Origin of the sequence: Polynucleobacter sp. es-EL-1 (assembly GCF_018687975.1) — a bacterium.
Classification (GTDB): domain Bacteria; phylum Pseudomonadota; class Gammaproteobacteria; order Burkholderiales; family Burkholderiaceae; genus Polynucleobacter.
The window spans coordinates 954,670-977,979 of sequence record NZ_CP061310.1 but is presented as its reverse complement, the minus strand read 5'-3'; the positions used below and the strand labels follow the sequence as shown (position 1 = coordinate 977,979).

Sequence of the window (23,310 nt, the reverse complement as noted above, 5' to 3'; positions counted from 1 at the left end):
TCACATACTTTAATTTAATAGATAGTTCATCATGGCAAATGCAAAAATACCATTGGTAGGTTTAGTTGGTTGGCGCGGAATGGTCGGCAGTGTTCTCATGGAGAGAATGTTGGCTGAAAAAGATTTTGACCTCATTGAGCCAGTATTTTTTAGTACTAGCCAGGCTGGCGGTGAAGTACCGTTACTCAATGTCAATAAAGTAACTAAAAATGAAAATACCTTGCAAGATGCCAATGACATCAGTGCATTATCTCGCTGCGACATTATCTTGACCTGCCAAGGTGGTGACTACACCAATGAGATCTTCCCAAAACTGCGTGCTGCTGGTTGGCAAGGTCATTGGATTGATGCTGCTAGTGCTTTGCGCATGAAGGATGATGCCGTCCTGATCTTAGATCCTGTAAATCGCCCTGTAATTGATAAGGCTTTGGCTTCTGGAGGTAAGAATTGGATAGGTAGTAACTGTACAGTGAGCTTAATGATGATGGCGATGGGCGGCCTAGTTAAAGCGGATATGGTGGAGTGGATTAGCGCCATGACGTATCAGGCAGCCTCTGGCGCGGGCGCACAAAATATGCGTGAGTTGCTCCTGCAAATGGGTGCTCTGCGTGATAGCGTAGCGACAGAGTTGGCCGATCCCTCTTCTTGGATCTTGGATATTGATCGCAAGGTAACGGAGACTTTACGTTCGCCTGATTTTCCGAAGAAAAATTTCCGCAATACACCTTTAGCGGGTAGCTTAATTCCTTGGATCGATGTTCCGGTTGAAAATGGCCAAACCAAGGAAGAGTGGAAGGGTGGTGCTGAGTTCAATAAGATCTTGGGTCGTCCACCATTTAGAACTCCCGGTAGCATTCCAATTGATGGCCTCTGTGTTCGGGTTGGTGCAATGCGCTGCCATTCTCAAGGCTTAACCGTCAAGCTGAAAAAAGATATTCCCCTCAAAGAAATTGAAGAGATTTTGGCTGGCGATAATCAATGGGTCAAAGTGGTCCCGAATGATCGTGAAATGACAGAACGTGATTTATCACCAGCTGCAGTGAGCGGAACTTTGACAGTGCCAATTGGTCGTTTACATAAATTAGCAATGGGCCCTGAGTATCTTGGCGCATTTACAGTGGGTGACCAGCTGTTATGGGGCGCTGCTGAACCACTGCGCCGTATGTTGCGCATTTTGCTTGAGCGTTGATGTTGCGTAAGAGCCATATTCAGTTTGCAAAACTCCTTTGCTTGCTTTGGCTTAGCTGGTCATTTTCTGCCGGTGCGATTTCCTTAGGTTCTCCAAAATTATTATCAAAACCTGGCGATCCTCTCAAGGTTGAATTTGCCATTAGAGTTGGTGAGGATGAGCAGTCTTTATTAGATAGCCTGAGTATCAATGCGTCTAATGCAGCACTTTACGAGCGTCTAGGGATTTCTCGCAAATTATTAGAGTTCAATCCCCAGGCGATGATTTATCGCAATCAGCAGCAAAAGCTGATGGTGTTGCTAGAAACTGTTGAGCCCGTTCCGATTGCTGAAGACCCCTTTTTAGACGTATTACTCAACCTCAAGTGGTCCGCTGGAAGCACCACTAAAACCTATACCTTGCTATTGGGTGATGTGCAAAAAATTTCAGTTCGATCCGGCCAAACTTTGTCGGAGATTGCTGCTCAATTGGCACCTCAGTTAGGCGATGTAACGCTTGATCAAACCATGATGGCTTTATTCAAAGCCAATCCCGATGCTTTCGCTAGTGGCAGCATTAATCGATTAGACGCAGGGGCAGAGCTTACCAAGCCAAGTCAAGCCTTATTGCGCTCGATTAGTCCGGCTCAAGCTAATGAATTTGTTGCTGAATCAAATGCGCAGTGGCTAGCTGAACAAGAATCTAAGGGGGCTAACTTAGCAACTGTAGCCCCAGCGAAGAGTTCAGTTGCGCCTGCGCAAGATCGTCTCAAGATCGGCTCTAGCGTCGACAGTAGCGCACAAGAGCTTCGCTATGCTGAAGAGTTGGTGGCTCAAGAGCGTGCATTAGAGCAAACTCGCGCTCGCGTTGCTGAGCTAGAAAAGAATATTGCTGATCTACAGCTCCTGTTGGATCAAGCTAAAGGAAAGTCTCAGAATCGGCCTGAACAGGGCACAACCAATGGCATGAGCACTTTTGCACCAATATTACTTACCTTGGTATTAATGGCTGTTACTGGTTTATTGCTATGGTTTCTGGCAAAGAATGCGCGCCGTTCTGAAGTCCATGATTATTCAAAAGCCAGCTCAACCAAGACTGCTACTCCTGAATCTCATGCTGACTCAACCCATGCGATACCAGAGCGGACCAAGGCTTTGTTTGCCGGTATTGATTTAGAACTTACTCCAAGTAAAAACGCTCCTGTTCAGCAGCAAAAAGTATCTCATCCAATGGCTGATGCTTTAAGGGTAAAGCTTAACTTAGCTAAGGCTTATATAACCATCGAAGATTTTGCTGCGGCAAGAAAATCGCTTGAAGAAATTGTCTCTATTGGCTCTGACATTGATCCAGCAATTACCTTGGAAGCACAAGGTCTATTGCTCGGCTTATCTCAGCGAAACTCCTAAAGCAAGATGCGTATTGCTTTAGGTCTCCAATACGATGGCAGTCTTTTCTCTGGTTGGCAATCTCAGCTTAAGCAAAAGACAATTCAGGATGAATTAGAAAATGCATTAGCCCAATTTATTGGGATAGAAAAGCTGGGATTAGATCCCGTGCGCGTTATTACCGCAGGAAGAACGGATGCAGGAGTACATGCTTTAGGTCAGGTAGTGCACTTTGATGCCCCTGTTGAGCGTGAATCATTTTCTTGGGTGAGGGGGGTAAATTCATTTTTACCATCTTCTATTGTCGTGAATTGGGCACAGCCAGTCTCAGAAGAATTTAGTGCTCGTTACTCTGCCTATCAGCGAACCTATATTTATGCATTGCATGCTGGTCCGTATCGCTCGCCAATGGCTGATGCTAGGGCGGGGTATTTAATGTTACCTGCTGATCGGTGGTTTGATATTGAGGCAATGAAGCAGGCTGCTCAGTGTTTAATCGGGGAGCATGATTTCACTTCCTTTCGATCCTCTGAGTGCCAAAGTAAGACGCCAATTAAAACAATCCACTCAATAGATATTTATGGCGATCAACCTTGGCTGTATTTCAAGATCACCGGAAATGCTTTTTTGCACCATATGGTCCGTAATTTAGTGGGATGTTTTTTGCAAATCGGGGTAGGTAAGCAATCTGCCCAATGGATGCAAGCATTACTGGCAGCGAAAGACCGCAGTCTAGCGGCCCCAACATTTTCTGCGGCAGGGCTTTATCTGACAAAAGTTACCTATCCAGAAGACTTCAATATTCCTCAGCCCTACTTGATTAATTCTTGGTTACCAAAATACCTACTTTAGGTATTAGAGGCATTTAAGGCTTATTATTTCTAGCATGGGCTTACTCAATTACTCAGCAGGGCGTACCAGAGTCAAAATCTGTGGTCTCAAGACGCCTGCTGACATTGACGCGGCTGTGGCAGCTGGGGTCGATGCCGTAGGTTTTGTTTTTTACCCCCCAAGTCCACGGGCCGTTACTCCCAATATCGCTGCTTCTTTGATAACCCGCTTACCTGCCGGGGTTGATGCTGTTGGCCTAGTAGTAAATGCCTCAGATGCCCAATTTGAGGCCATTAGAGCGGTTGCACCGATTACTTTATGGCAATTTCATGGGGATGAGACCCCAGAGGACTGTCAGAGGCTTGCGGCTGGGCAACCCTGGATAAAAGCGGCGCGTATTGGGGCGCAGTTCCCTTTTGAGGATTTTTCCCTACAATATGGTCAAGCAAATGCCTTTTTGCTCGATGCCCTAGTTGAGGGCTATGGAGGAGGGGGCGTTCCCTTTGATTGGCAAGGAATACCACAAGCATGGATAAGCGCAAACGCGCCTCAGGTCGTTTTGAGTGGTGGGTTGAACGTTCACAACGTGGGCGAAGCGATTGCTCGTCTGCATCCATGCGCGGTTGACGTCTCAAGTGGCGTAGAAATCAGCAAGGGTGTAAAAGATCACGCCCTGATGAAGCAATTTATTCAAGCAGTGCGTGCAGCCGATGCGAATGCATCACCCTAATTTGCTGTAAACAATCTAAGAGGTAACTATGTACGATAAGCCAGATGCACGAGGACACTTTGGTCCTTACGGTGGTGTATTTGTTTCAGAGACATTGATGTTTGCATTAGATGAACTCAAAGCAGCTTATGCGAAGTATCAATACGATCCAGAATTTTTAGAAGAATTTCATTACGAACTAAAACATTTTGTCGGCCGTCCATCGCCTGTCTACCACGCTAAACGCTGGAGTGAAATATTAGGCGGCGCGCAGATCTACCTTAAGCGTGAAGATTTAAACCATACTGGCGCGCACAAAATTAATAATGTGATTGGTCAGGCGATGTTGGCTAAGCGTATGGGCAAGCCGCGCATCATCGCCGAAACAGGAGCTGGTCAACATGGCGTTGCTACTGCAACCATTTGCGCGCGTTTTGGTTTGGATTGCACGGTTTACCAAGGATCTGTTGACGTAGCTCGTCAAGCCCAAAACGTTTTCCGTATGAAATTGCTCGGTGCCAAAGTAGTGCCGGTTGAGTCGGGTACAAAAACACTCAAAGATGCGCTCAATGAAGCGATGCGTGATTGGGTGACGAATGTTGAAAATACTTTCTACATCATTGGCACGGTTGCAGGTCCTCACCCTTATCCGATGATGGTCCGAGATTTTCAGAGCGTGATTGGTGAAGAGTGCAAAGTTCAAATGCCGGAGATGACTGGACGTCAGCCTGATTTTGTTCTAGCTTGTGTCGGCGGTGGATCTAATGCCATGGGTATTTTCTATCCCTACATTGATTACCCAGAAGTTCAACTGGTTGGCGTTGAGGCAGCTGGCCATGGCCTCGGTAGCGGTCTCCATTCAGCAGCGCTATGCGTTGGTAAGCCTGGCGTATTGCACGGTAATCGGACCTATTTATTACAAGATGAGAACGGGCAAATTTCTGAAACGCACTCCGTTTCTGCTGGCATGGATTATCCAGGCGTTGGTCCAGAGCATGCCTGGTTGAAAGATTCAGGCCGTGCTGACTACGTTGCCATCACCGATGAAGAAGCACTCCAAGCATTTCATGATTGCTGTCGCATTGAGGGCATCATCCCAGCTTTGGAGTCATCGCATGCGATTGCTTACGCCTGTAAGTTGGCCAAGACACTGCCAAAAGATAAGACTATTTTGGTCAATTTATCTGGCCGTGGTGATAAGGATATGCACACCGTTGCTCAGGCTACTGGCTCTGAGGGTTAATTTTTTACCTTCAGCCTTTTTATTTACTCTGAACTTTTATGTCAAAAATTACCGCTCTATTTAAAGAATTAAAAGCCAATGGTAAGAAGGGTTTAATTCCTTTCATTACTGCTGGTGACCCAGATCCAGCATTAACCGTCGAGTTGATGCACGCACTGGTCAGGGGTGGTGCTAATGTGATCGAACTGGGTGTGCCTTTTTCAGACCCCATGGCTGATGGGCCGGTAATTCAACGCTCTTCCGAGCGTGCATTAACCCAGGGCGTTACATTGCGCAGCTGTTTAGAAATGGTGCGAGAGTTTCGTAAAAATGATGCCAATACGCCAGTTGTTCTGATGGGTTATGCCAATCCGGTTGAGCAAATGGGTGCAGAGCGCTTTGCTACCGAGGCTAAAGCTGCAGGGGTGGATGGTGTTCTGGTGGTGGATTACCCGCCAGAAGAGTGTGTTGATTTTGCTGCAAGAATGCGGGTAGCGGGGGTAGATCCGATTTTCCTTCTAGCGCCCACGTCATCCCATGAACGCATCAAGGAGGCTGCCAAAATAGCTTCTGGTTATATCTATTACGTGTCTATGAGGGGGGTAACTGGGGCATCCCATCTGAATACCCAGGATGTAGCCAGCATTATTCCTAAAATTCGTGAAGAAACGGATATTCCCATTGCCGTTGGTTTTGGTATTAATGATGCCCAAAGCGCCCGTACGGTGTCTAAAACTGCGGATGCGGTGGTAATTGGTAGTCGGATTATTCGTCTTTTGGAGGAGGCTGGACCAGGCCAGGCAGTACAATCACTGGAAACCTTTATACGTGAAATTCGCGTTGCTTTAGACAGTTAATACCCTGGATGGAAAACGAATGAGCTGGATCGATAAATTACTCCCTCCCCAAATTCAGCATACCGATCCTGCAAATCGTAAGTCGGTTCCCGAGGGTTTATGGGTAAAGTGCCCTGGTTGTGAAACGGTTCTGTACAGCACTGATATTGAGGCCAACTTATCCGTATGTCCGAAATGCAGTCACCATATGCGTATTGGTGCGCGCCAACGCCTTGATAGTTTGCTAGATCCCAAGGGTCGTTATGAGATTGGTGCTGACATCTATCCAATTGACCCACTGAAATTTAAAGATTCAAAAAAATACCCCGATCGCCTAAAGGAGGCTACAGACGCCTCCGGAGAGTCCGAGGCCTTAATTGTGTTGGGCGGCAAGATCGAGAGCATTCCTGTTGTCGCTGCATGTTTTGAGTTTCAGTATATGGGTGGATCTATGGGCTCCGTAGTTGGAGAGCGTTTTGCTCGCGGGGTTCAAGAAGCGATTGCTAAAAAGTGTGCGTTTATCTGTATCACTGCTACTGGTGGCGCTCGTATGCAAGAGAGTTTGCTCTCATTGTTTCAGATGGCTAAAACCAATTCCATGCTGACCTTGCTGTCTAAAAAAGGTCTTCCGTACATCAGTGTTTTGACAGATCCAACTATGGGTGGTATTTCAGCGAGCTTTGCCTTTATGGGTGATGTCGTGATGGCAGAACCAAAAGCCTTAATTGGTTTTGCTGGCCCACGCGTCATCGAGCAAACTGTTCGAGAAAAACTTCCTGAAGGTTTTCAACGCTCCGAGTTTTTAATGCAAAAGGGTGGCATTGACATGATTGTTGATCGCCGTCAAATGCGTGCTGAAATTGCTCGTTTGTTGGCTTTGCTGCAGCAACTTCCTGAGCCTGCGATTGCGGGTGGCGCAGCCGTTTAACGCGCTTGACTACCCCAACTCAGCCCCCCGTTCTATTTAATAGCCTAGAGGCTTGGCTTAAGCACCTAGAAACTGCTCACCCAGTCGGTATCGATATGGGTCTAGCAAGAATTGGTCGAGTCAAAGAGGCTCTTGGCCTGCAATTTGATTGTCCAGTAATTACCGTGGCTGGTACCAATGGCAAGGGCTCAACTTGCGCATACCTCGAAAGCATTTTGTTGGCATCTGGCTATAAAGTGGGATGCCACATGTCACCACACCTCTTGGTATTTAATGAACGCGCTCGGGTTAATGGTGAAGAGGTTAAGGATGGTCTTTTACTGAAACATTTTGAAGCTGTAGAGCGAGCTAGAGTTAGTCTTCCAAACCCACCAACACTCACTTATTTTGAATTTACGACCTTAGCCATCATGCATCTATTTGCGCAAGCCAATTTAGATGCGGTGGTCTTAGAAGTGGGTATGGGTGGTCGCTTAGATGCTGTCAATATTGTGGATGCCGATTGCGCCATAGTAACCAGTATCGATATAGATCATGCTGACTTTTTAGGCGGGACGCGCGAAGTAATCGCCCTTGAAAAAGCTGGTGTTTTTCGACCTGGTGCCATTGCAATTTGTGGTGATCCTGTTCCGCCGCAAACTTTGATTGATTACGCTGAAAAACTCGGCTGTGACTTATGGCTACAGGGTCGTGACTTCAATTTTCAGGGGGATAAGCAACAGTGGGGCTGGGCGGGGCGACAAAAACGCTTTAGCGGCTTAGGTTATCCAGCTTTACGGGGCGCAAACCAGATCTTAAATGCCTCCGCGGTGATTGCTGCCCTCATGGCATTGCATCAACGCCTGCCGGTAAGCGCTCAAGATATTCGCAATGGCTTTGCCTTAGTGGAGTTACCAGGCCGCTTTCAGGTTCTGCCGGGTCAGCCAACGGTGGTATTGGATGTGGCGCACAACCCGCATGCAGCCGCAACCCTGGGTCAAGGCCTCGATAAGATGGGCTATCACCCTTATACATTTGCTATTTTTGGCGCAATGGCAGATAAGGATATTTCCGGGGTAATTAAGCCCTTGCTTGATAGCGTGGATTTTTGGTTTTGTACGGATTTGCCAACGCCTAGGGCGGCTAGCGCTCAAGATCTAGCCCTCAAGCTTATGGAGCTTGGTGTGGCCGAAAAAAATGGTGCAGACGGGGGGATAGAATGCTTTCCTGAACCAGCTTTAGCCTATCAAAAAGCGCTATCCAAGGCAGGCGAGGGTGATAGAATTGTCATCTTCGGATCCTTCTATACCGTTGCCGGCGTAATGGCTTATCGAAACAACCAGGCGCATTGATCCATGATTCGTTTATCGAAGCTTTTTAAGCGAAACCCTGAGACTGATAACCTTAATCAAGGTTCGGTGAGGGATCGTCGTACCGTTAATAAATTAGCCCCGCGTAGTTTTCAGAGGGCTCAAGAAAGCGAAGAGCTCGCTTTAACTGAAGATCCAGAACAGCAACGTGCTCGTCACCGTTTAATCGGTGCTGCCGTATTGGTTGCAATAGCGGTAGTGGGATTGCCTCGCATCTTAGATGACAAACCCAAGTCTTTTAACAACGATATCGCAATCAATATTGTCACTAGCCTACCAAGTCCTACACTCAATTCACAAGCGCAAGAAGAAAAATCTAAGCCTGTCGTTGCTACTGAATCGGCGCCAAAAGAGACCGAAGCTTTAGCTGCAAAGTCTGCGCCTTCAGCAGCTATTGAGCCTAAACTTGAAGCTAAGCCAGAAATCAAATCAACACCAGCTCCCGCTAAAGGGTCGGTTATGGGATTGGCTGCGGGTGAGGAAGTGGTTGCTCCACCTTCCCCTAAGGCATCTAGTGAAGAAATACCTAAAAAATTATCTGCTTCTGGCAAGTTTGTAATCCAGATCGGCGCCTTTGCTTCTGAAGAACGTGCCAAGGGCTGGATTAGCAAAATGAAAGAGCAAAAAATTCCGAACTATGTGATTAATAAAACCAGTTCGGATGGCACCAAACTCTATGTTCTACGCGCTGGCCCTTTTACTGATAAAGAGGTAGCTGAAGTTGCTGAGAAGAAGGTCAAAGCTATGGGCCTGACTCCTCGCCTTGTTGAGGTTGGGGCCAATTAATGGAATTCTTATCCACCCTCAATTTAACAGCGGTGGATTATTTCACCCTGGTCGTGCTTTTGGTATCCGCACTCATTGGTATCTCTAGGGGGTTGTTTAAAGAGGTCCTGGCACTTGCTTCCTGGTTTATTGCTGCGTGGGTTGCTTACCATTACACCAACTATCTTGCTACTGAATGGCTCTCCAGTTTTCATATGGATGAGCTCTTAAGTTTGGGCGTGAGCTTTCTCATACTCTTTATTTTGACTTTGATTATTTGTGGATTGCTCGGTGGAGTTATTCAGAAGATTATTCTTTCTGCTGGCTTGAGTCTGACTGATCGTTTTCTAGGTTTGGTGTTTGGCCTGCTGCGGGGTGGCTTGGTTGTTATAGTTGCCGCTACGCTTGCCGCCTTAACACCTATTCCGCAAAGTGTTGCATGGCAGAAAGCCATCACCCGGCCTGCTATTGATATGGCAACGGGGCTGATTAAAGGCTGGTTGCCTGCAGACTGGGCAAAAAAATTAGGTGATGCAATGCCTAAAATTACACCAACGATTACACCTTCATTAACAATAGGGATCTAGGCTTATGTGCGGCGTCGTCGGAACTGTTTCCCATACTCCTGTTAACCAACTTCTTTACGATGCATTGCTGCTGTTGCAACATCGTGGACAAGATGCAGCAGGTATTGCAACGATGAATGGTAATTCATTCACTATGCACAAGGCCAATGGCCTGGTGCGTGACGTCTTTAGAACACGTAATATGCGTAGTTTGCTCGGTAACGCTGGGATTGGCCAAGTGCGCTATCCCACTGCGGGCTCTGCAAGCAGCGAAGAGGAGGCTCAGCCTTTCTACGTTAGTGCGCCGTACGGCATTATCTTGGCGCACAACGGTAATCTCACGAATGCACCTAGCCTCAGGGTAGAGATGGCTTATCGTGATCGTCGTCACATTAATACCAGCTCTGATACTGAGGTATTACTCAATGTCCTGGCTGACGAATTGCAAAAAGAAACTAACAGCGCTGCTTTAGATGAAGGGGCAATGTTTAATGCGGTCACCGAAGTCACCAAGCGGGTTAAAGGTTCTTATGCTGTTGTATCTCTGATTGCAGGCTACGGTTTATTAGCGTTTCGGGATCCATTTGGAATTCGTCCGCTCTGTATTGGTCGGATTGACACCCCCAAAGGTCCAGAGTGGATGATTGCATCTGAGTCTGTTGCACTTGAGGGCTTGGGCTTTACTTTTGTTCGTGATGTCAATCCTGGTGAAGCTATTTACATTGATATCGATGGTAATTTTTATTCACGTCAATGTGTTGCTGATGCCGTATTAACGCCTTGTATTTTTGAGTATGTCTACATGGCTCGCCCAGATTCCACGATTGATGGCGTCACGGTATATAACGTACGTATGCGTATGGGTGATTATTTGGCAGAGAAGATTCGCAAGGAAACGATTCCTGGTGAAATTGATGTGGTGATGCCAATCCCTGACTCCAGTCGTCCTGCAGCAATGCAAGTAGCTAAGCGTTTGGGCGTTGATTACCGTGAAGGCTTCTTTAAAAATCGCTATATCGGTAGAACGTTCATCATGCCTGGCCAGGCCGTGCGTAAAAAATCTGTACGCCAGAAACTCAATGCCATGCGTATTGAGTTCAAAGATAAAACGGTATTAATTGTCGATGACTCGATTGTTCGCGGCACAACCTCATTTGAAATTGTGCAAATGGCTCGGGAGTCTGGTGCTAAGAAAGTGATCTTTGCTTCTGCTGCACCCCCAGTACGCTTCCCGAATGTCTATGGTATTGATATGCCAACCCGCAGCGAGCTAGTTGCATATGGCCGCACAGATGAAGAGATTAATAAGATGATTGGCGCAGACCAGTTAATCTATCAGAGTATTGAAGATATGAAGCAGGCCGTTAAGGATGTCAATCCCAATATTCAGAACTTTGAAGCCTCCTGTTTTGATGGTCACTACATTACCGGTGATATCAATGAGTCCTACTTAGATGCACTTGAAGCTGCTAGAAATACCTCTGAAGCTAAAGCGGATCGTCAACGAGACTCCAGCGATTTTGCCCGTTCACAGCTTCATCTCCATTTGGCTACTGAAGATTAAAAACAACAGCGGAATTACCTGGATATGCGGGTCCAAGTGAAATTCTGAATTCGGTGTCAAAATAGCAGGATGAAGAGCAAAACACCCCGCCAAAAACCCGATTTTTCAAAGCTGGCGCCTGAGACTATTGCAGTGCGCGCCGGCACACGCCGAACTGCCGAGTATCAAGAACACTCTGAGGCGTTATTTTTGACTTCAAGCTTTTGTTTTGATAGTGCTGAATTAGCAGCAGATGGATTTGCCCATGCTGATCAAGGCTTTATCTATTCCCGCTTTACCAATCCAACGGTGAGTATGTTTCAGGATCGTCTTGCTGCACTTGAAGGCGGAGATGCGTGTATTGCGACTTCTTCAGGTATGGCTGCAATTCTGACGATGGCTATGTCTCATCTGCAAGCGGGCGACCATGTGGTTTGCTCACGCTCAGTATTTGGTGCAACGATTCAATTGTTTAGCAATATTCTGGGGCGCTTTGGTATTACAACCACTTATGTGGATCTGTCAGATTCCAAGGCCTGGCAAAATGCGGTTCAAGAAAATACCAAGCTATTTTATTTAGAAACGCCATCCAATCCACTAACTGAGATTGCCGATATCAAGGCAATTGCTAAGATAGCAAAAAAGGCGAAGGCGCTTTTTGCTGTGGACAACTGCTTCTGCACTCCAGCATTGCAAAAACCACTTTCACTTGGGGCTGATGTAGTTATTCATTCAGCAACGAAGTACTTGGATGGTCAAGGCAGGGTAGTTGGTGGTGCGATTGTGGGTAGTAATGATTTCATTATGGGCAAGGTATTCCCATACGTGAGAACTGCTGGCCCAACACTATCAGCTTTTAACGCCTGGGTGTTTTTAAAAGGTCTAGAAACCCTTGAACTACGCATGAAACAGCAAAGTCAAAATGCTTTAGCACTGGCTCAGTGGTTAGAAAAGCAAGCCGGAGTGGAGCGTGTTTATCACCCCGGTCTGAAGTCTCACCCTCAACATGCATTAGCAATGCGCCAACAAAAAGCAGGTGGTGCTATTCTTTCCTTTACCTTGAAGGGTGGAAAGAAAGCTGCCTTCAAACTGATCAACCAGACTAAGCTTTGCTCTATTACCGCTAATCTGGGTGATACTCGTAGCACCATTACTCATCCTGCAACCACTACGCATTGCAGGGTCAGCCCTGAGGCACGTAGAGCTGCCGGCATTACAGACGGTTTAGTACGTATTGCTGTTGGCCTCGAAAATATCATCGATTTAAAAAACGATCTTGTTGGTGGTCTTAAGAAGTAAGACGCAGTAATCATGAAAAGGTTTATGAATGAGTTTTTCTGATGCCGCCCAATTTTGGAATGAACGCTTTAATCAAGAAGAGTTTATTTTTGGAAAAGAGCCGAATGAGTATCTTGTACAGCAAGCAAAGATCTTTTTAAAACCTGGAAACCAGGTTCTTTGCATTGCTGATGGAGAAGGGCGAAATGGAGTGTGGCTTGCCAAACAAGGTATGTCAGTCACAGGTTTTGATGTATCTGATATTGCGCTAGCCAAGGCCAAGCAGTTTGCAAAAGAAAATCAAGTTGAGGTCTCTTATAGCTTGTCTGACTCGGATGGGTTTGATTGGCAAGATCAGTTTTATGATGCGGTTATAGCAATATTCATTCAATTTGCTGACCCCAAAATGCGCGCTCGGATTTTTAAGCAGGCACACCAATCTCTTAAGCCGGGTGGTATTTTAATTCTTCAAGGCTATACCCCTAAGCAACTCGAATATAAAACTGGCGGCCCATCATTAATTGATCATCTCTATACCGAAGAAATGATTCGTGATCTGGCTAAAGATTTTGAAATTCTGGATCTCTGCTGCTATGAAAAAGAGCTCTCTGAAGGTGCTAGGCATACTGGAATGTCAGCTCTTCTAGGTTTGACTGCCAAAAAATGCTAATTTCTTTTGCTAGAGTGCAATGAAAACAATTGAAATTAAAAGTGCATGGCAGGGTAATAGTGATTGCCTATCTTGCTCGATCAGAAGCTCTGCGCTTTTTGCGGAACTGAACGAAGAGGATTTCTCAAAGATTCATGAGCCAATTGATGACTTGCGCTTTGAGTCCGGCTCTCAAATTTATGGTCAAGGTGAATCTGCAAACCATTTGTTTACTTTGCGCGAGGGCTATATCAAGCTTTTGCATGTCAATTCTGATGGCTCTGGACGAATTGTCCGTTTAGTTGTTCCAGGGGATTTGTTTGGCATGGAGGCATTGCTTGAGGAGCGCTATGCGCATTCGGCTGCAGCCTTATCCAATGTCCATTTATGTCGCATTCCTAAGCCCATTATTCAGAACTTGGGTGAGGAGTCTCCCAGATTGCACCGGCAGATTGTTAAAAAATGGGGTGAAGCACTATCTCAATCCGAGTCTTGGTTTTCAGAGATTAATACCGGACGTATTGAGTTGCGTCTTGCCCGTTTCTTTTTACGTTTAGCGAAAGAGGGGGATAGCGGTCTCGCTATTGCACCATTATTTAAGCGGGAAGATATGGGCCTCATGATGGATGTTAAGTTTGAGACCATTAGTCGTGCTTTAGCCTCGATGGCTGATCTAGGTTTAATTTCTAACGTGAGTCGCTTAAGCGTACAAATACCCAGCATTGAAAAATTACGTCAGTTTTCCTTAGCGGGAATGTAAGGTGCAGTTTAGATAAAGCAAAAAGGCTGCCGGAGCAGCCTTTTTTAGATTGAAGCTAAGTAACTTAAGCTTTTTTAGCGTAAGCAGAGCACCAGCCTTTAGCAGCAACTTGCTTGGTACCAAACAAAGAGCAACCACCAGCAGTTGCAGAGCCTTTAGGCTGCCACAATGCACAGTTATCACACTCTTGACCAGCAGCATACTTAGGATACTTGGCTTTATCTACAGAAGTAGCAACTGCTTTGTAACCCAAAGCAGCAGCTTGTGGATCAGTTTCAGAAACCATTGCTTGAGCTTGAACTTTACCGTTCAACGCTAGGGTGCAAGCACCAGCAGCAGACAAAATCATAAATTGGCGACGACCGTTTTTCATTTTTCTCTCCAGAGTGAGTTGTTAAGTCTTAAAAACATTAATGCGTGTACTGATAATAAGTCTGCCTAATATTTGGGCAATAGGGGTTTATCAGTATGAATTTAAACCATATTTCCTATGTAGGCGCCTTATTATGCATGAATACGCATTAATGCATATGACCCCCAAATTTTTATGAATAAGGTTTTTATGAAATACTTTTTATCCCTTGGTTTAGCGCTGTTTTCTACTCTTGTCTCAGCTCAGTCAGACTCTGCACCAGAACTTTTGCAGATTATGGAGAAATCAACCAAATTCACTGTGAACACCTCAAAGGGCCCTGTTGAAATTACCCGTGTTATGACGCCTTGTGCAAAAAATAAAGGCTGGTTGCAACCAATTGTGCCTATCAAGGGGGTTGTACCCGTAGATGAAATTGATATTTTGAATGCCTTAAATGACAAGGATTCTCTCGTTGTAGATATGCGTGTTGTGGATGATCGCGTCAAGGGCACCATTCCTGGATCAGTGGGCATTCCATATACAGAAGTAGCAATGCGCATGGATGAGCTAGGATGTAAGAAGCCTGCAGCTGGTTCTACTAAGTGGGATTGCTCTAAGGCGAAGAAGGTATACGCATTTTGTAATGGACCAGTTTGCCCCCAAAGTCCGATGGCCATGGCCGCAATGGTTCGCGATGGATTTCCAGCTACCAAAATTTACTACTACCGTGGCGGCATGCTCGATTGGGATGCGCTTGGCCTAACTACTATTAAGGGCGAGTTTTAAACTAGCACCTCTCAGTTCGCAATTAAAGAGGAGCTTCGGCTCCTTTTTTCTCGTTAATCATCCAATCTTCGTTGCATTTTTTATCTTGAAGCCTTATATTAGAATATAATATACTTAAATATATATTATCTAGTTCTTAAATAAAGGGTGACATGAATCAACAACAAACAACTCAAAAACCAGATGCTTACTGGAATCCACTACTAGCAGGCGTTTTGCTGGGCTTGGTATTGCTAGCAACATTTGTCGCAACTGGGCATGGTTTGGGTGCTACAGGCTTTACCACACGCCTTACTGCTTGGCTCGGTATGAATATTGTTCCGGCGGCAACAAGTGCTAACGAATACTTGGGTGGCATGGTTGAGGAGGGCAAGCCCTTAAGCTCTTGGATTACTTGGCAGGTGATTGGCGTTGCTCTTGGCGCGCTGATTTCTGCGTATCTTGCACACCGTATCGCATTCAAGATGGATGGCGCTAAGTTCCTAGGGGGATCAAAAAGACCCTTTACTGCCTTGTTTGGCGGCATCTTAGCTGGCTTTGGAGCTCGTATTGCAGCTGGCTGCACCAGTGGTCTTGGTTTATCAGGCGCAGCCGTTCTTAGTTTGGCTGGCTTTACCTTTTTATGTACATTTTTTGCAACAGGCTTAATTGTGAGTCGCTTTATGAAGGCGGAGAAATAAGATGTCAGAAATCATTTCAGGATTATTGCTTGGCGGCGCATTTGGCTTTGTATTAGAGCGTGCTGGGTTTGGCAACCCCAATAAATTGACTGGACAGTTTAGATTGAGTGACTGGTCAGTATTTAAAGTGATGTTTACAGCAATCGTATTAGCATCTATTGGTCTAATGGTTTTGGAGCAAATCGGCTACCTCTCGAGTGGTGATTTATTTATTCCACCAGCGTTTCTAGGTGCAGCTGCTCTTGGCGGTGTCTTGGTTGGCGCAGGGTTTGCAATTGGAGGATATTGCCCAGGAACATCAGTAGTGGGTTTAATGTCTGGCCGTATTGATGCTGCTATTTTCCTAATTGGACTATTGCTAGGAACGGTTATTTTTGCAGGCGTATTTCCAGCGATTGAATCATGGACTTTCTTCGGAGAATTCGATAAGGCTGATGCCTTGCCACAGTTATTAAACGTATCGAGTCTATCAATCAATATCGTGATGATCATCGCTGCAATTGCAATTTATATCGGGGGAGCTTGGATGGAGAAAAAGTTTGGCGGCCCCGTATCTTCACAGTCTTAATTCATTTTCTAAAGGAAATTCAATGTCTAAAAAATCTACTGTTGCAGCTTTAGCGTTTGCTTTGGCGGGTTTATCTGCTGCCCCAATGGCATCTGCAGATACACCTAAAAATCCTACAAGTTCAGAGCAAAAAACACCTTGCGCGCCAAAAAAAGAGGCCTCTAATCCATGTGGCCCTACAAAGAAGCGCGCATCTAATCCATGCGGTCCATCGAATCCATGTGGGCCTAAGAAACGTAAATCAGCTGACTAATCTTCATGTTGATTGAATCCACGCTTTGCTTGGCCGCTCAAGAAATCGCGACTATCCAGTCGCGATATGCCAGCAATGGCTTGAGCTTATGCAATGTTGCATTGTGTGGATCCGAGCAATTTAAAGAGTGGGAGCATTACCCTAAGAATGACCTTATCGATGGACAAAGCGGTTATGAGTTTTACTATCATGCTCATTCCTCAAATGAGATGCCTGATGGTGAGCATGGCCACTTTCATCTTTTCAAGCGTGATGACCAGGTGGCCAAGCAATTTCACCATCTAATTGCCATATCGCTTGATCAAAAAGGTTTGCCTGTACGTATCTTTACTACCAACCAATGGGTTACTGGTGAGCAGTGGCTATCGGCTGATCAGACAGTCACTTTATTAAGAGATTTTGATATGGCAGTAAAAGGGCGGATGGCACCATTGTCACGCTGGGTTAGTGCTTTTACAAAGCTGTTTTATTCAGATATGAAAGAACTCATCATTCAACGAGATGAGGTGATGAGCGCTTTATCAAGCAAGTTAGGCAATCGTGAGGTTGCCTATAGTGCTAGAGATCATCATGTATTAACTGAAAAAAAGATTGATTTATTAAATCGTCTTTCCGAGCATTTATCGATTGTTCATTAAAGAGGGAATCACCATGAAAAAAATCCAAATTGGATTGCTGGTATTGCTTAGTAGCTTAATTGGCTTAGTTCAGGCAGTAACTTTGCCTGGTCCAGTAGTCAGTAGCGAGTGGCTTGCAGCGAATAAGGCAGAAGTTCAGATTCTAGAGGTCAGGGGAGATGTAGCAAGCTTTAAAAGAGCCCCTGAGTTTGAGCTGAATAAAAAAACTGGTAAGCAGGTATTAGTAGAAGTTGGCGGACATATCAACGACTCTTCTTTATTGGATTTTAAAAAGGTACGCGCTGATCGCATGATTGACGGTAAAAAAATCAAATACCTCATTCCAGAAAAGGCTGATTTTGAGAAGCTAATTCAATCCGTTGGCATTAACGCAAATAAACCGATTGTTTTGGTTCCTGTTGGCGTTGATATGTCTGACATCGATGAAGCCTTACGTGCTTATTGGCAATTCAAAGTCTATGGCGAAGATAATATTGCAGTCCTTGATGGTGGGATGGCTGGTTGGCTTGCGGAAGGTAGAGAGTTCACTACAGCGCCGGTCAATAAAGCGCCTGGTAACTGGGTTGCAAAGGCTGAGCGAAAAGAGTTGATTGCCAACTCTAACCAGGTCGCCAAGGCCTCCGAGACTGGTGATGCAACCTTAATTGATGCAAGGCAGCCGGTGCAGTTTTTTGGCTTAAGTAAGCGCGACTACGTTGGTGCTTATGGCCATATCGCCGGCGCAAAAGATTTTGCTCCAGAGTTAATGGCTAAGCCTGCAAAAGGCGCTTTGTATTTCTGGGACAAAAACACCTATAACAGCTTATTAAAAGCAAATGGCATTAACGCATCCGCACCTGCAATTAGTTATTGCAATAGTGGTCATTTGGCATCAGGCGGTTGGTTCATTATGTCCGAGCTCGTTGGCAATAAATCTACCTCACTCTACGATGGCTCTTTATATCTTTGGACACTAGAAGGTCGTCCGTTAGTGGGAGTTTCTTTGAATTAATGTTGTTGGAATACCTGCTCTAAATAAGAGCAGGTTTCTTTTTCTTTTTAATAGTATTACTTGAATCACTTAACCTTGAAGGATAAAAAATGAAAACCAATGTTGGCGGTATTGATCGCATTCTCCGTATTGTTGTTGGCCTGGTATTAATTGCTTTAGCAGCCACTGGTACTGTTGGCGTATGGGGCTGGATTGGCATTGTGCCTTTAGCAACTGGATTGTTCAGATTCTGCCCAGCTTATCCAATCTTGGGTATCAATACTTGCGGGAAATGTAGCAAGTAATTAGTCAGTATTTATTTGTACTCACAATTGCCATTAATGATCGGTAAATAATCTAGGATCGTTTATCGGTCTTAATGGCATGATGTGAATTTGGGTCGAATCTAATTCAATAAAAATTTGACCATCTCGTTGAATATTGAGGCGCTTGAGCTCTGCTATCGAAGCCTCCCAATTCATCACTTGAGAGCTAGCGAGTATTTCTAATTGCAACACTGCAATTTGTCCGATGCTGCTAATTTGTTTTACGGTGGCAGGAATTCGTGAATGGCCCGCGTCGACGTGGACACTTAAACCACTTTGCGGAATTACCCAAGCTACTGGTGCACCTGGGGGAATCTTTCCTTTATCAATTACCTTAAATGCATGATCACAACCATGCCAGGTGAGGTGACCCGCTGTAAATATCCCATTAAACATATTGCTAATGCCGACTAGCTCCGCAACCCGAGAATTTCTGGGGCGCTGAAATAGGGCTTGGGGATGAGCGGTTTGTAGGCTGATACCTTTATCAATCACCGTAATTTTGTCTGCCAATAAATCAGCTTCGCGCAAGTCATGCGTTACTAACAAAATCGGAATAGCTAAGTCTCTACGCAGTTCAGCAAGCGTTTTGTATAGTCCTCGCCTAGTCGGGGTATCGATTGCAGAAAAAGGTTCATCCAAAAGTAGGACTTTGGGCTGACGTGCCAACGCTCTGGCTAGTGCGACACGTTGTTGTTGTCCGCCAGATAGTTGACTTGGCATCCGCTGCGCCAATTCTGGAATGCCCATACGTTCCAACCATTGCAAAGCAAATGTTCTGCGCTCTTCTGGGTTGGGTAGCTGGTTGTAAATGGGGATGGCAATGTTATCTACTGCATTGAGGTGGGGGAAGAGGGCATATTGCTGAAATAAGAACCCACAAGACCTATGGGCGGGAGTCAGGGAGACCTTGGACCCCTGCGAGCCTTCGCTTTTAAACCAAGTTACCCCATCGCATTCTATTAGCCCCTGCTGTGCTTCTCGCAATCCTGCAATCATGCGTAAAACCGTTGTTTTGCCACTCCCAGAAGGGCCGACTAAGGCATGAAGCTCCCCAGGCGCACACTCCAATCTCACTTGGATAGGCATTGGCGAGATTTGCGAAAGTTTGACTTTAAGCATTATTTTGGCCCCCGATGCGCAGATCTTCGACCAAATACCCCATAACTAATGCCAATAGCTAGCAAAGAGATTCCCAACAAGAAGAGGGATAGAGAACCAGCGCCAGTGGTATCAAAGGCCTGAACTTTGTCATAGATCGCAATTGATGCTGTTTTGGTTTCCCCAGGAATAGCGCCGCCAACCATCAAGATGACGCCAAACTCACCCAAGGTATGGGCAAATGTGAGAGCAGCTGCGCCAGTGATGCCTCTCCAGCTTAAGGGCAGGTCAATAAGCCTAAAAATTTGCCATTTACTAAGACCGCTTACTTGGGCTGCCTCGCGAATTTCGGGGTTAATTGCCTCAAATGCTCTCTGGATGGGCTGAATGGCAAAGGGGATGTTCACAATCAAGGAGGCTACCAAGATCCCGGTGAATGAAAATACTAGCGGAATGCCAAGAAAAGTCTTCCCACTAAAGGTAAGCAAAAAGTAATAACCCAGGACGGTAGGGGGTAAAACTAACGGTAAGGCCAATAATGCTTCTGCCCATGGGCGAGATTTATCTAGCTTAATGAGTTGATAGGCGACCCAGATACCAAGCGGCAGCATGAGGGCAACCGTCCAAAAAGCTAGCTTGAGCGAGAGAAAAATTGCATCCGTATCCATAGGCAAATTGTATTGCCTCAACAGCATAGGGTATCCCACTATTGGAGCTGTAAGGGCTTGGGTGTCAAATATGCGTGTTCGCGCATATAATGCACGCTTTAAGATATTTAAAAGTACACGTGAAAAGCAAAATTCAAGTCCAGAAGGCTGTCAAAAACCTTACTCCAAAACAAATGGAGAACCTGTTTAGCACCATGGCAGGATATTTTGGCGTCCTTTCTGAGCCTACCCGTTTGCGCATTATGTACGCTGTTTGTACTGGCGAGAAAACAGTTTCCGAAGTAATCGAGCTGTGCGGTTCCAGTCAAGCTAATGTTTCTCGGCATTTAGTAGCACTTTTTAAAGCAGGTATTTTAAATAGACGTAAGCAAGGAGTAGCTGTTTACTACTCGATTGCTGACAATGACACGGTTGAAATGTGTCAAATGGTTTGCAGTCGGTTGGCTCAAGGTTTGCATTAATTTTTTTGATAGCGATACTTTTTTAACAAGCAGGATTTAAATGACTAATAAACAGATTGAAATCAGCGCACAAGATATCAGCGCGATTGAGAAACCACGTGATCGTGCTCGCTTAGTAAAAGCGCCGGAACACTTTGTTTCTCAAGAGTTGATTGCTGACATTAACGCAAATGGTCTTGATGAGAAGCGCCGTGGATTCTTGCGCAAGGGCTTCATGTCGGCAATTGGTGGTGCCGCAGCCGGCCTGTCCGCTCCATTGGCTATGGCTGCAGTTGAAGGTGACCCAGCGATTTTGGAAAAGCAACCTTGGCAAACTACCCTGGGTAAAAACGTTGCAACGATGCCATACGGTATTCCTTCTATTTACGAATCCAATTTGATTCGCCGCGAATCACCTGGTTTGACACGTGTTTCTGCTGCTTCTGTAGCGTTTACACCATTGCAAGGCCTCTTCGGTACGATTACTCCAAACGGCTTACATTTTGAGCGCCACCATCAAGGTTGGTACAACTTGAACCCAGAGACCCATCGTTTGATGGTGAATGGTATGGTGAAAAATGCTCGCGTGTTCACCATGAGTGATTTGATGAGAATGCCTTCAGTATCTCGCACACACTTTATCGAGTGCGGCGCCAATACTGGTCTTGAGTGGGGTAACGTTGCTGTTCCAACAGTTCAGTACACCCATGGCATGCTCTCATGCTGCGAATTTACTGGCGTTCCATTAAAGGTCCTCCTCGAAGAATGTGGAGCAGATCTGAAAAAGGGCAAGTACATGTTGGCCGAGGGTGGTGATGGCTCAGGCATGACTCGTACTATCAATCTTGAGAGCTGTCTCAATGACACCATTGTTGCTTGGTCGATGAATGGCGAGATGTTGCGTCCTGAGAATGGCTTCCCATTACGTTTAGTTGTACCGGGTGTTCAGGGTGTGAGCTGGGTTAAATGGTTGCGTCGTTTAGAAGTTGGCGATATGCCTTGGAATGCTAAGGACGAAGCTGTGCACTATATCGAGCTCATGCCTGATGGTATGCACCGTCAATATGCTTCTATTCAAGAATGTAAATCTGTAATTACCACTCCATCTGGTGGTCAGCAGTTGCTTGATAAAGGTTTCTATAACGTTAGCGGTATGGCTTGGTCTGGTCGCGGCAAAATCAAGCGTGTTGATGTTTCATTCGATGGTGGCAACAACTGGCGCACTGCTCGCCTTGAAACGCCGATTTTAGATAAGTCTATTACCCGCTTTAATATTGACTGGGTGTGGGATGGCTCTCCTGCCATCTTGCAGTCGAGAGCGATGGACGATACAGGCTATATTCAGCCAACCATCAAAAAGTTGCGTGATGTGCGCGGTACAAGATCGATCTATCACAACAATGCAATTCAATCCTGGAAATTAGATTCAAATGGCGAGGTCAGCAATGTACAAGTTGGATAAATTAACTGCTCGCATTGGTTTTGCAGCGCTTTTAGTTTTAGGCGCTCACAGTGCGATTGCGCAATCAGATTCTGCTAAATACCCAGGTATTGGTCGTCATGCAACGATGGCTGAAGTAGCGGCATGGGATATCGATGTTCGTCCGGATTTTAAGGGTCTACCAAAAGGATCTGGTTCGGTTCAAAAAGGTCAGGAAATTTGGGAGGCTAAGTGTGCCAGCTGTCATGGAACGTTTGGTGAGTCCAATGAGATCTTTACACCGATCGCTGGTGGAACAACCAAAGATGATGTGAAAACGGGTCGTGTTGCTTCGTTATCAGATATGAAGCAGCCGCAGCGCACAACCTTAATGAAGGTGCCTACAGTTTCTACTTTGTGGGACTACATCTATCGTGCAATGCCTTGGAATGCGCCGCGTTCATTAACACCTGATGACACTTATGCATTGGTTGCTTTCATTCTCAGTTTGGGTGAAATTGTTCCGGATAATTTTGTATTGAGTAATACCAATATTGCGGAAGTAAAGATGCCAAATCGCAATGGTATGACTACAAAGCATGGTTTTTGGAACGTCACTGGTAAACCTGATGTCAATGGCAGCTCTTGCATGAAAAATTGTGTTCAATTCGTTCAAATCGGCTCAACATTGCCTGACTTTGCTCGTAATGCACATGACAACATTGCCGATCAAAACCGCATGTATGGCCCATATCGCGGTGCTGATACAACCAAGCCACCTTTGGCTAAGTTGCCTGGCCCTACAGGTGAAGGCCTAAAGCATGCTGCTGATACCCAATCCTCAGCCAAGAAGGGGCCTGCAGCGCTCTTCCAAAGCGAGAATTGTGCTGCATGTCATGCGCCTAATGCCAAGCTTGTTGGCCCATCAATTGCTGATATCTCTAAGAAATACGAGGGTCAGAAGGGTGCAGTTGAGCAACTGATGGCGAAGGTAAAAGCGGGTGGTGCAGGTGTTTGGGGTTCTATTCCGATGCCGCCACAAGCCCAATTGTCTGATGAAGATCGCAAGACTTTAGTAGTTTGGATGCTTTCAGGTGGTAAATAATTGCTAAATTA

General features: G+C 45.7%; 27 protein-coding genes. 24 read left to right on the top strand and 3 right to left on the bottom strand.

The annotated features are described in order from the left end of the window. The first annotated feature begins 31 nt into the window (after window positions 1–31). The 14 genes from asd to FD974_RS04925 all read left to right on the top strand — a co-directional run bounded on the left by asd (window position 32) and on the right by FD974_RS04925 (window position 13,989). Window positions 32–1,189, top strand: a complete 1,158-nt coding sequence (gene asd, locus FD974_RS04990; RefSeq protein WP_215362917.1) for an aspartate-semialdehyde dehydrogenase — start codon at window positions 32–34, stop codon at window positions 1,187–1,189. After that, complete coding sequence (locus FD974_RS04985; protein WP_215362915.1) at window positions 1,189–2,574, top strand: FimV/HubP family polar landmark protein; 1,386 nt, start codon at window positions 1,189–1,191, stop codon at window positions 2,572–2,574. The genes asd and FD974_RS04985 overlap by 1 nt, the downstream gene beginning before the upstream one ends. Window positions 2,575–2,580: 6 nt before the next feature. Next, window positions 2,581–3,405 carry a tRNA pseudouridine(38-40) synthase TruA gene (gene truA, locus FD974_RS04980; protein WP_215362913.1) on the top strand — a complete coding sequence of 275 codons (825 nt, stop codon included), beginning with the start codon at window positions 2,581–2,583 and terminating at the stop codon, window positions 3,403–3,405. A gap of 34 nt (window positions 3,406–3,439) precedes the next feature. Beyond that, complete coding sequence (locus FD974_RS04975) at window positions 3,440–4,114, top strand: phosphoribosylanthranilate isomerase (RefSeq protein WP_215362911.1); 675 nt, start codon at window positions 3,440–3,442, stop codon at window positions 4,112–4,114. A 28-nt stretch (window positions 4,115–4,142) separates the two neighbouring features. Beyond that, window positions 4,143–5,336, top strand: a complete 1,194-nt coding sequence (gene trpB / locus FD974_RS04970; RefSeq protein ID WP_215362909.1) for a tryptophan synthase subunit beta — start codon at window positions 4,143–4,145, stop codon at window positions 5,334–5,336. A gap of 38 nt (window positions 5,337–5,374) precedes the next feature. Continuing rightward, window positions 5,375–6,172: a tryptophan synthase subunit alpha gene (trpA, locus tag FD974_RS04965; protein ID WP_215362907.1), complete on the top strand. Its 798-nt coding sequence runs from the start codon at window positions 5,375–5,377 to the stop codon at window positions 6,170–6,172. Between the two features lie 19 nt (window positions 6,173–6,191). Next, window positions 6,192–7,079, top strand: coding sequence for an acetyl-CoA carboxylase, carboxyltransferase subunit beta (accD, locus tag FD974_RS04960; RefSeq protein WP_215362905.1), 888 nt, complete (start codon window positions 6,192–6,194; stop codon window positions 7,077–7,079). 5 nt (window positions 7,080–7,084) lie between these two features. Then, a complete protein-coding gene (gene folC / locus FD974_RS04955) occupies window positions 7,085–8,410 on the top strand; it encodes a bifunctional tetrahydrofolate synthase/dihydrofolate synthase (RefSeq protein ID WP_215362903.1) in 1,326 nt (441 codons plus the stop codon). Window positions 8,411–8,413: 3 nt separating this feature from the next. Further along, the gene (locus FD974_RS04950) at window positions 8,414–9,214 is read left to right on the top strand and encodes an SPOR domain-containing protein (protein WP_215362901.1); all 801 of its coding nucleotides are present in this window, start codon (window positions 8,414–8,416) and stop codon (window positions 9,212–9,214) included. Then, window positions 9,214–9,780, top strand: coding sequence for a CvpA family protein (locus FD974_RS04945; RefSeq protein ID WP_215362899.1), 567 nt, complete (start codon window positions 9,214–9,216; stop codon window positions 9,778–9,780). The genes FD974_RS04950 and FD974_RS04945 overlap by 1 nt, the downstream gene beginning before the upstream one ends. Window positions 9,781–9,784: 4 nt before the next feature. After that, window positions 9,785–11,323, top strand: a complete 1,539-nt coding sequence (gene purF, locus FD974_RS04940) for an amidophosphoribosyltransferase (RefSeq protein ID WP_215362897.1) — start codon at window positions 9,785–9,787, stop codon at window positions 11,321–11,323. A 69-nt stretch (window positions 11,324–11,392) separates the two neighbouring features. Further along, window positions 11,393–12,601 (top strand): O-succinylhomoserine sulfhydrylase, encoded by a 1,209-nt coding sequence (locus FD974_RS04935; RefSeq protein WP_215362895.1) that lies wholly within the window; start codon window positions 11,393–11,395, stop codon window positions 12,599–12,601. Window positions 12,602–12,629: 28 nt separating this feature from the next. Beyond that, window positions 12,630–13,250 (top strand): bifunctional 2-polyprenyl-6-hydroxyphenol methylase/3-demethylubiquinol 3-O-methyltransferase UbiG, encoded by a 621-nt coding sequence (locus tag FD974_RS04930; RefSeq protein WP_215362893.1) that lies wholly within the window; start codon window positions 12,630–12,632, stop codon window positions 13,248–13,250. Window positions 13,251–13,269: 19 nt separating this feature from the next. Then, entirely contained in the window at window positions 13,270–13,989 is a 720-nt protein-coding gene (locus FD974_RS04925; protein WP_215362891.1) for a Crp/Fnr family transcriptional regulator, read from the top strand. Between the two features lie 64 nt (window positions 13,990–14,053). Here FD974_RS04925 and FD974_RS04920 read toward each other — a convergent pair whose 3' ends face one another. Continuing rightward, complete coding sequence (locus tag FD974_RS04920) at window positions 14,054–14,362, bottom strand: high-potential iron-sulfur protein (protein ID WP_215362889.1); 309 nt, start codon at window positions 14,360–14,362, stop codon at window positions 14,054–14,056. Between the two features lie 174 nt (window positions 14,363–14,536). Here FD974_RS04920 and FD974_RS04915 point away from each other — a divergent pair, with 174 nt between their 5' ends. The 7 genes from FD974_RS04915 to FD974_RS04885 all read left to right on the top strand — a co-directional run bounded on the left by FD974_RS04915 (window position 14,537) and on the right by FD974_RS04885 (window position 18,544). Beyond that, window positions 14,537–15,130, top strand: a complete 594-nt coding sequence (locus tag FD974_RS04915; protein WP_251374540.1) for a rhodanese-like domain-containing protein — start codon at window positions 14,537–14,539, stop codon at window positions 15,128–15,130. Between the two features lie 152 nt (window positions 15,131–15,282). Then, the gene (locus tag FD974_RS04910) at window positions 15,283–15,810 is read left to right on the top strand and encodes a YeeE/YedE thiosulfate transporter family protein (RefSeq protein WP_215362887.1); all 528 of its coding nucleotides are present in this window, start codon (window positions 15,283–15,285) and stop codon (window positions 15,808–15,810) included. Window position 15,811: 1 nt separating this feature from the next. After that, window positions 15,812–16,378 carry a DUF6691 family protein gene (locus FD974_RS04905; protein ID WP_215362884.1) on the top strand — a complete coding sequence of 189 codons (567 nt, stop codon included), beginning with the start codon at window positions 15,812–15,814 and terminating at the stop codon, window positions 16,376–16,378. A 22-nt stretch (window positions 16,379–16,400) separates the two neighbouring features. Then, complete coding sequence (locus FD974_RS04900; RefSeq protein WP_215366891.1) at window positions 16,401–16,631, top strand: hypothetical protein; 231 nt, start codon at window positions 16,401–16,403, stop codon at window positions 16,629–16,631. Between the two features lie 5 nt (window positions 16,632–16,636). Next, a complete protein-coding gene (locus FD974_RS04895) occupies window positions 16,637–17,269 on the top strand; it encodes a hypothetical protein (RefSeq protein WP_215362881.1) in 633 nt (210 codons plus the stop codon). A gap of 13 nt (window positions 17,270–17,282) precedes the next feature. Beyond that, a complete protein-coding gene (locus FD974_RS04890; protein ID WP_215362879.1) occupies window positions 17,283–18,260 on the top strand; it encodes a sulfurtransferase in 978 nt (325 codons plus the stop codon). Between the two features lie 89 nt (window positions 18,261–18,349). Beyond that, a complete protein-coding gene (locus tag FD974_RS04885) occupies window positions 18,350–18,544 on the top strand; it encodes a DUF2892 domain-containing protein (protein ID WP_215362877.1) in 195 nt (64 codons plus the stop codon). 33 nt (window positions 18,545–18,577) lie between these two features. On the opposite strand, the gene FD974_RS04880 is transcribed toward FD974_RS04885, so the two are convergent. Together FD974_RS04880 and modB are read right to left on the bottom strand one after the other, a co-directional pair. Beyond that, entirely contained in the window at window positions 18,578–19,687 is a 1,110-nt protein-coding gene (locus FD974_RS04880) for an ABC transporter ATP-binding protein (protein WP_215362875.1), read from the bottom strand. Beyond that, complete coding sequence (gene modB / locus FD974_RS04875; RefSeq protein WP_215362873.1) at window positions 19,687–20,334, bottom strand: molybdate ABC transporter permease subunit; 648 nt, start codon at window positions 20,332–20,334, stop codon at window positions 19,687–19,689. The genes FD974_RS04880 and modB overlap by 1 nt, the downstream gene beginning before the upstream one ends. A 119-nt stretch (window positions 20,335–20,453) precedes the next feature. Between modB and FD974_RS04870 the strand changes: the two genes are divergently transcribed. From FD974_RS04870 to FD974_RS04860, 3 genes are read left to right on the top strand one after another with little or no spacing between them, the layout of a single operon-like run. Beyond that, on the top strand, window positions 20,454–20,795 hold the full coding sequence (locus tag FD974_RS04870) for a metalloregulator ArsR/SmtB family transcription factor (protein ID WP_215362871.1): 342 nt from the start codon (window positions 20,454–20,456) through the stop codon (window positions 20,793–20,795). A gap of 40 nt (window positions 20,796–20,835) precedes the next feature. After that, on the top strand, window positions 20,836–22,236 hold the full coding sequence (soxC, locus tag FD974_RS04865; protein WP_215362869.1) for a sulfite dehydrogenase: 1,401 nt from the start codon (window positions 20,836–20,838) through the stop codon (window positions 22,234–22,236). Further along, entirely contained in the window at window positions 22,220–23,299 is a 1,080-nt protein-coding gene (locus FD974_RS04860; protein ID WP_215362867.1) for a c-type cytochrome, read from the top strand. The genes soxC and FD974_RS04860 overlap by 17 nt, the downstream gene beginning before the upstream one ends. The last annotated feature ends 11 nt before the right edge of the window (window positions 23,300–23,310 follow it).

Excerpts from the sequence above, each read along its gene's own strand:
- asd (WP_215362917.1), top strand. The coding sequence starts at position 32 with ATGGCAAATGCAAAAATACCATTGGTAGGTTTAGTTGGTTGGCGCGGA.
- FD974_RS04985 (WP_215362915.1), top strand. The coding sequence starts at position 1,189 with ATGTTGCGTAAGAGCCATATTCAGTTTGCAAAACTCCTTTGCTTGCTT.
- truA (WP_215362913.1), top strand. The coding sequence starts at position 2,581 with ATGCGTATTGCTTTAGGTCTCCAATACGATGGCAGTCTTTTCTCTGGT.
- FD974_RS04975 (WP_215362911.1), top strand. The coding sequence starts at position 3,440 with ATGGGCTTACTCAATTACTCAGCAGGGCGTACCAGAGTCAAAATCTGT.
- trpB (WP_215362909.1), top strand. The coding sequence starts at position 4,143 with ATGTACGATAAGCCAGATGCACGAGGACACTTTGGTCCTTACGGTGGT.
- trpA (WP_215362907.1), top strand. The coding sequence starts at position 5,375 with ATGTCAAAAATTACCGCTCTATTTAAAGAATTAAAAGCCAATGGTAAG.
- accD (WP_215362905.1), top strand. The coding sequence starts at position 6,192 with ATGAGCTGGATCGATAAATTACTCCCTCCCCAAATTCAGCATACCGAT.
- FD974_RS04950 (WP_215362901.1), top strand. The coding sequence starts at position 8,414 with ATGATTCGTTTATCGAAGCTTTTTAAGCGAAACCCTGAGACTGATAAC.
- FD974_RS04945 (WP_215362899.1), top strand. The coding sequence starts at position 9,214 with ATGGAATTCTTATCCACCCTCAATTTAACAGCGGTGGATTATTTCACC.
- purF (WP_215362897.1), top strand. The coding sequence starts at position 9,785 with ATGTGCGGCGTCGTCGGAACTGTTTCCCATACTCCTGTTAACCAACTT.
- FD974_RS04935 (WP_215362895.1), top strand. The coding sequence starts at position 11,393 with ATGAAGAGCAAAACACCCCGCCAAAAACCCGATTTTTCAAAGCTGGCG.
- FD974_RS04930 (WP_215362893.1), top strand. The coding sequence starts at position 12,630 with ATGAGTTTTTCTGATGCCGCCCAATTTTGGAATGAACGCTTTAATCAA.
- FD974_RS04925 (WP_215362891.1), top strand. The coding sequence starts at position 13,270 with ATGAAAACAATTGAAATTAAAAGTGCATGGCAGGGTAATAGTGATTGC.
- FD974_RS04920 (WP_215362889.1), bottom strand. The coding sequence starts at position 14,362 with ATGAAAAACGGTCGTCGCCAATTTATGATTTTGTCTGCTGCTGGTGCT.
- FD974_RS04915 (WP_251374540.1), top strand. The coding sequence starts at position 14,537 with ATGAATAAGGTTTTTATGAAATACTTTTTATCCCTTGGTTTAGCGCTG.
- FD974_RS04910 (WP_215362887.1), top strand. The coding sequence starts at position 15,283 with ATGAATCAACAACAAACAACTCAAAAACCAGATGCTTACTGGAATCCA.
- FD974_RS04905 (WP_215362884.1), top strand. The coding sequence starts at position 15,812 with ATGTCAGAAATCATTTCAGGATTATTGCTTGGCGGCGCATTTGGCTTT.
- FD974_RS04900 (WP_215366891.1), top strand. The coding sequence starts at position 16,401 with ATGTCTAAAAAATCTACTGTTGCAGCTTTAGCGTTTGCTTTGGCGGGT.
- FD974_RS04895 (WP_215362881.1), top strand. The coding sequence starts at position 16,637 with ATGTTGATTGAATCCACGCTTTGCTTGGCCGCTCAAGAAATCGCGACT.
- FD974_RS04890 (WP_215362879.1), top strand. The coding sequence starts at position 17,283 with ATGAAAAAAATCCAAATTGGATTGCTGGTATTGCTTAGTAGCTTAATT.
- FD974_RS04885 (WP_215362877.1), top strand. The coding sequence starts at position 18,350 with ATGAAAACCAATGTTGGCGGTATTGATCGCATTCTCCGTATTGTTGTT.
- FD974_RS04880 (WP_215362875.1), bottom strand. The coding sequence starts at position 19,687 with ATGCTTAAAGTCAAACTTTCGCAAATCTCGCCAATGCCTATCCAAGTG.
- modB (WP_215362873.1), bottom strand. The coding sequence starts at position 20,334 with ATGGATACGGATGCAATTTTTCTCTCGCTCAAGCTAGCTTTTTGGACG.
- soxC (WP_215362869.1), top strand. The coding sequence starts at position 20,836 with ATGACTAATAAACAGATTGAAATCAGCGCACAAGATATCAGCGCGATT.
- FD974_RS04860 (WP_215362867.1), top strand. The coding sequence starts at position 22,220 with ATGTACAAGTTGGATAAATTAACTGCTCGCATTGGTTTTGCAGCGCTT.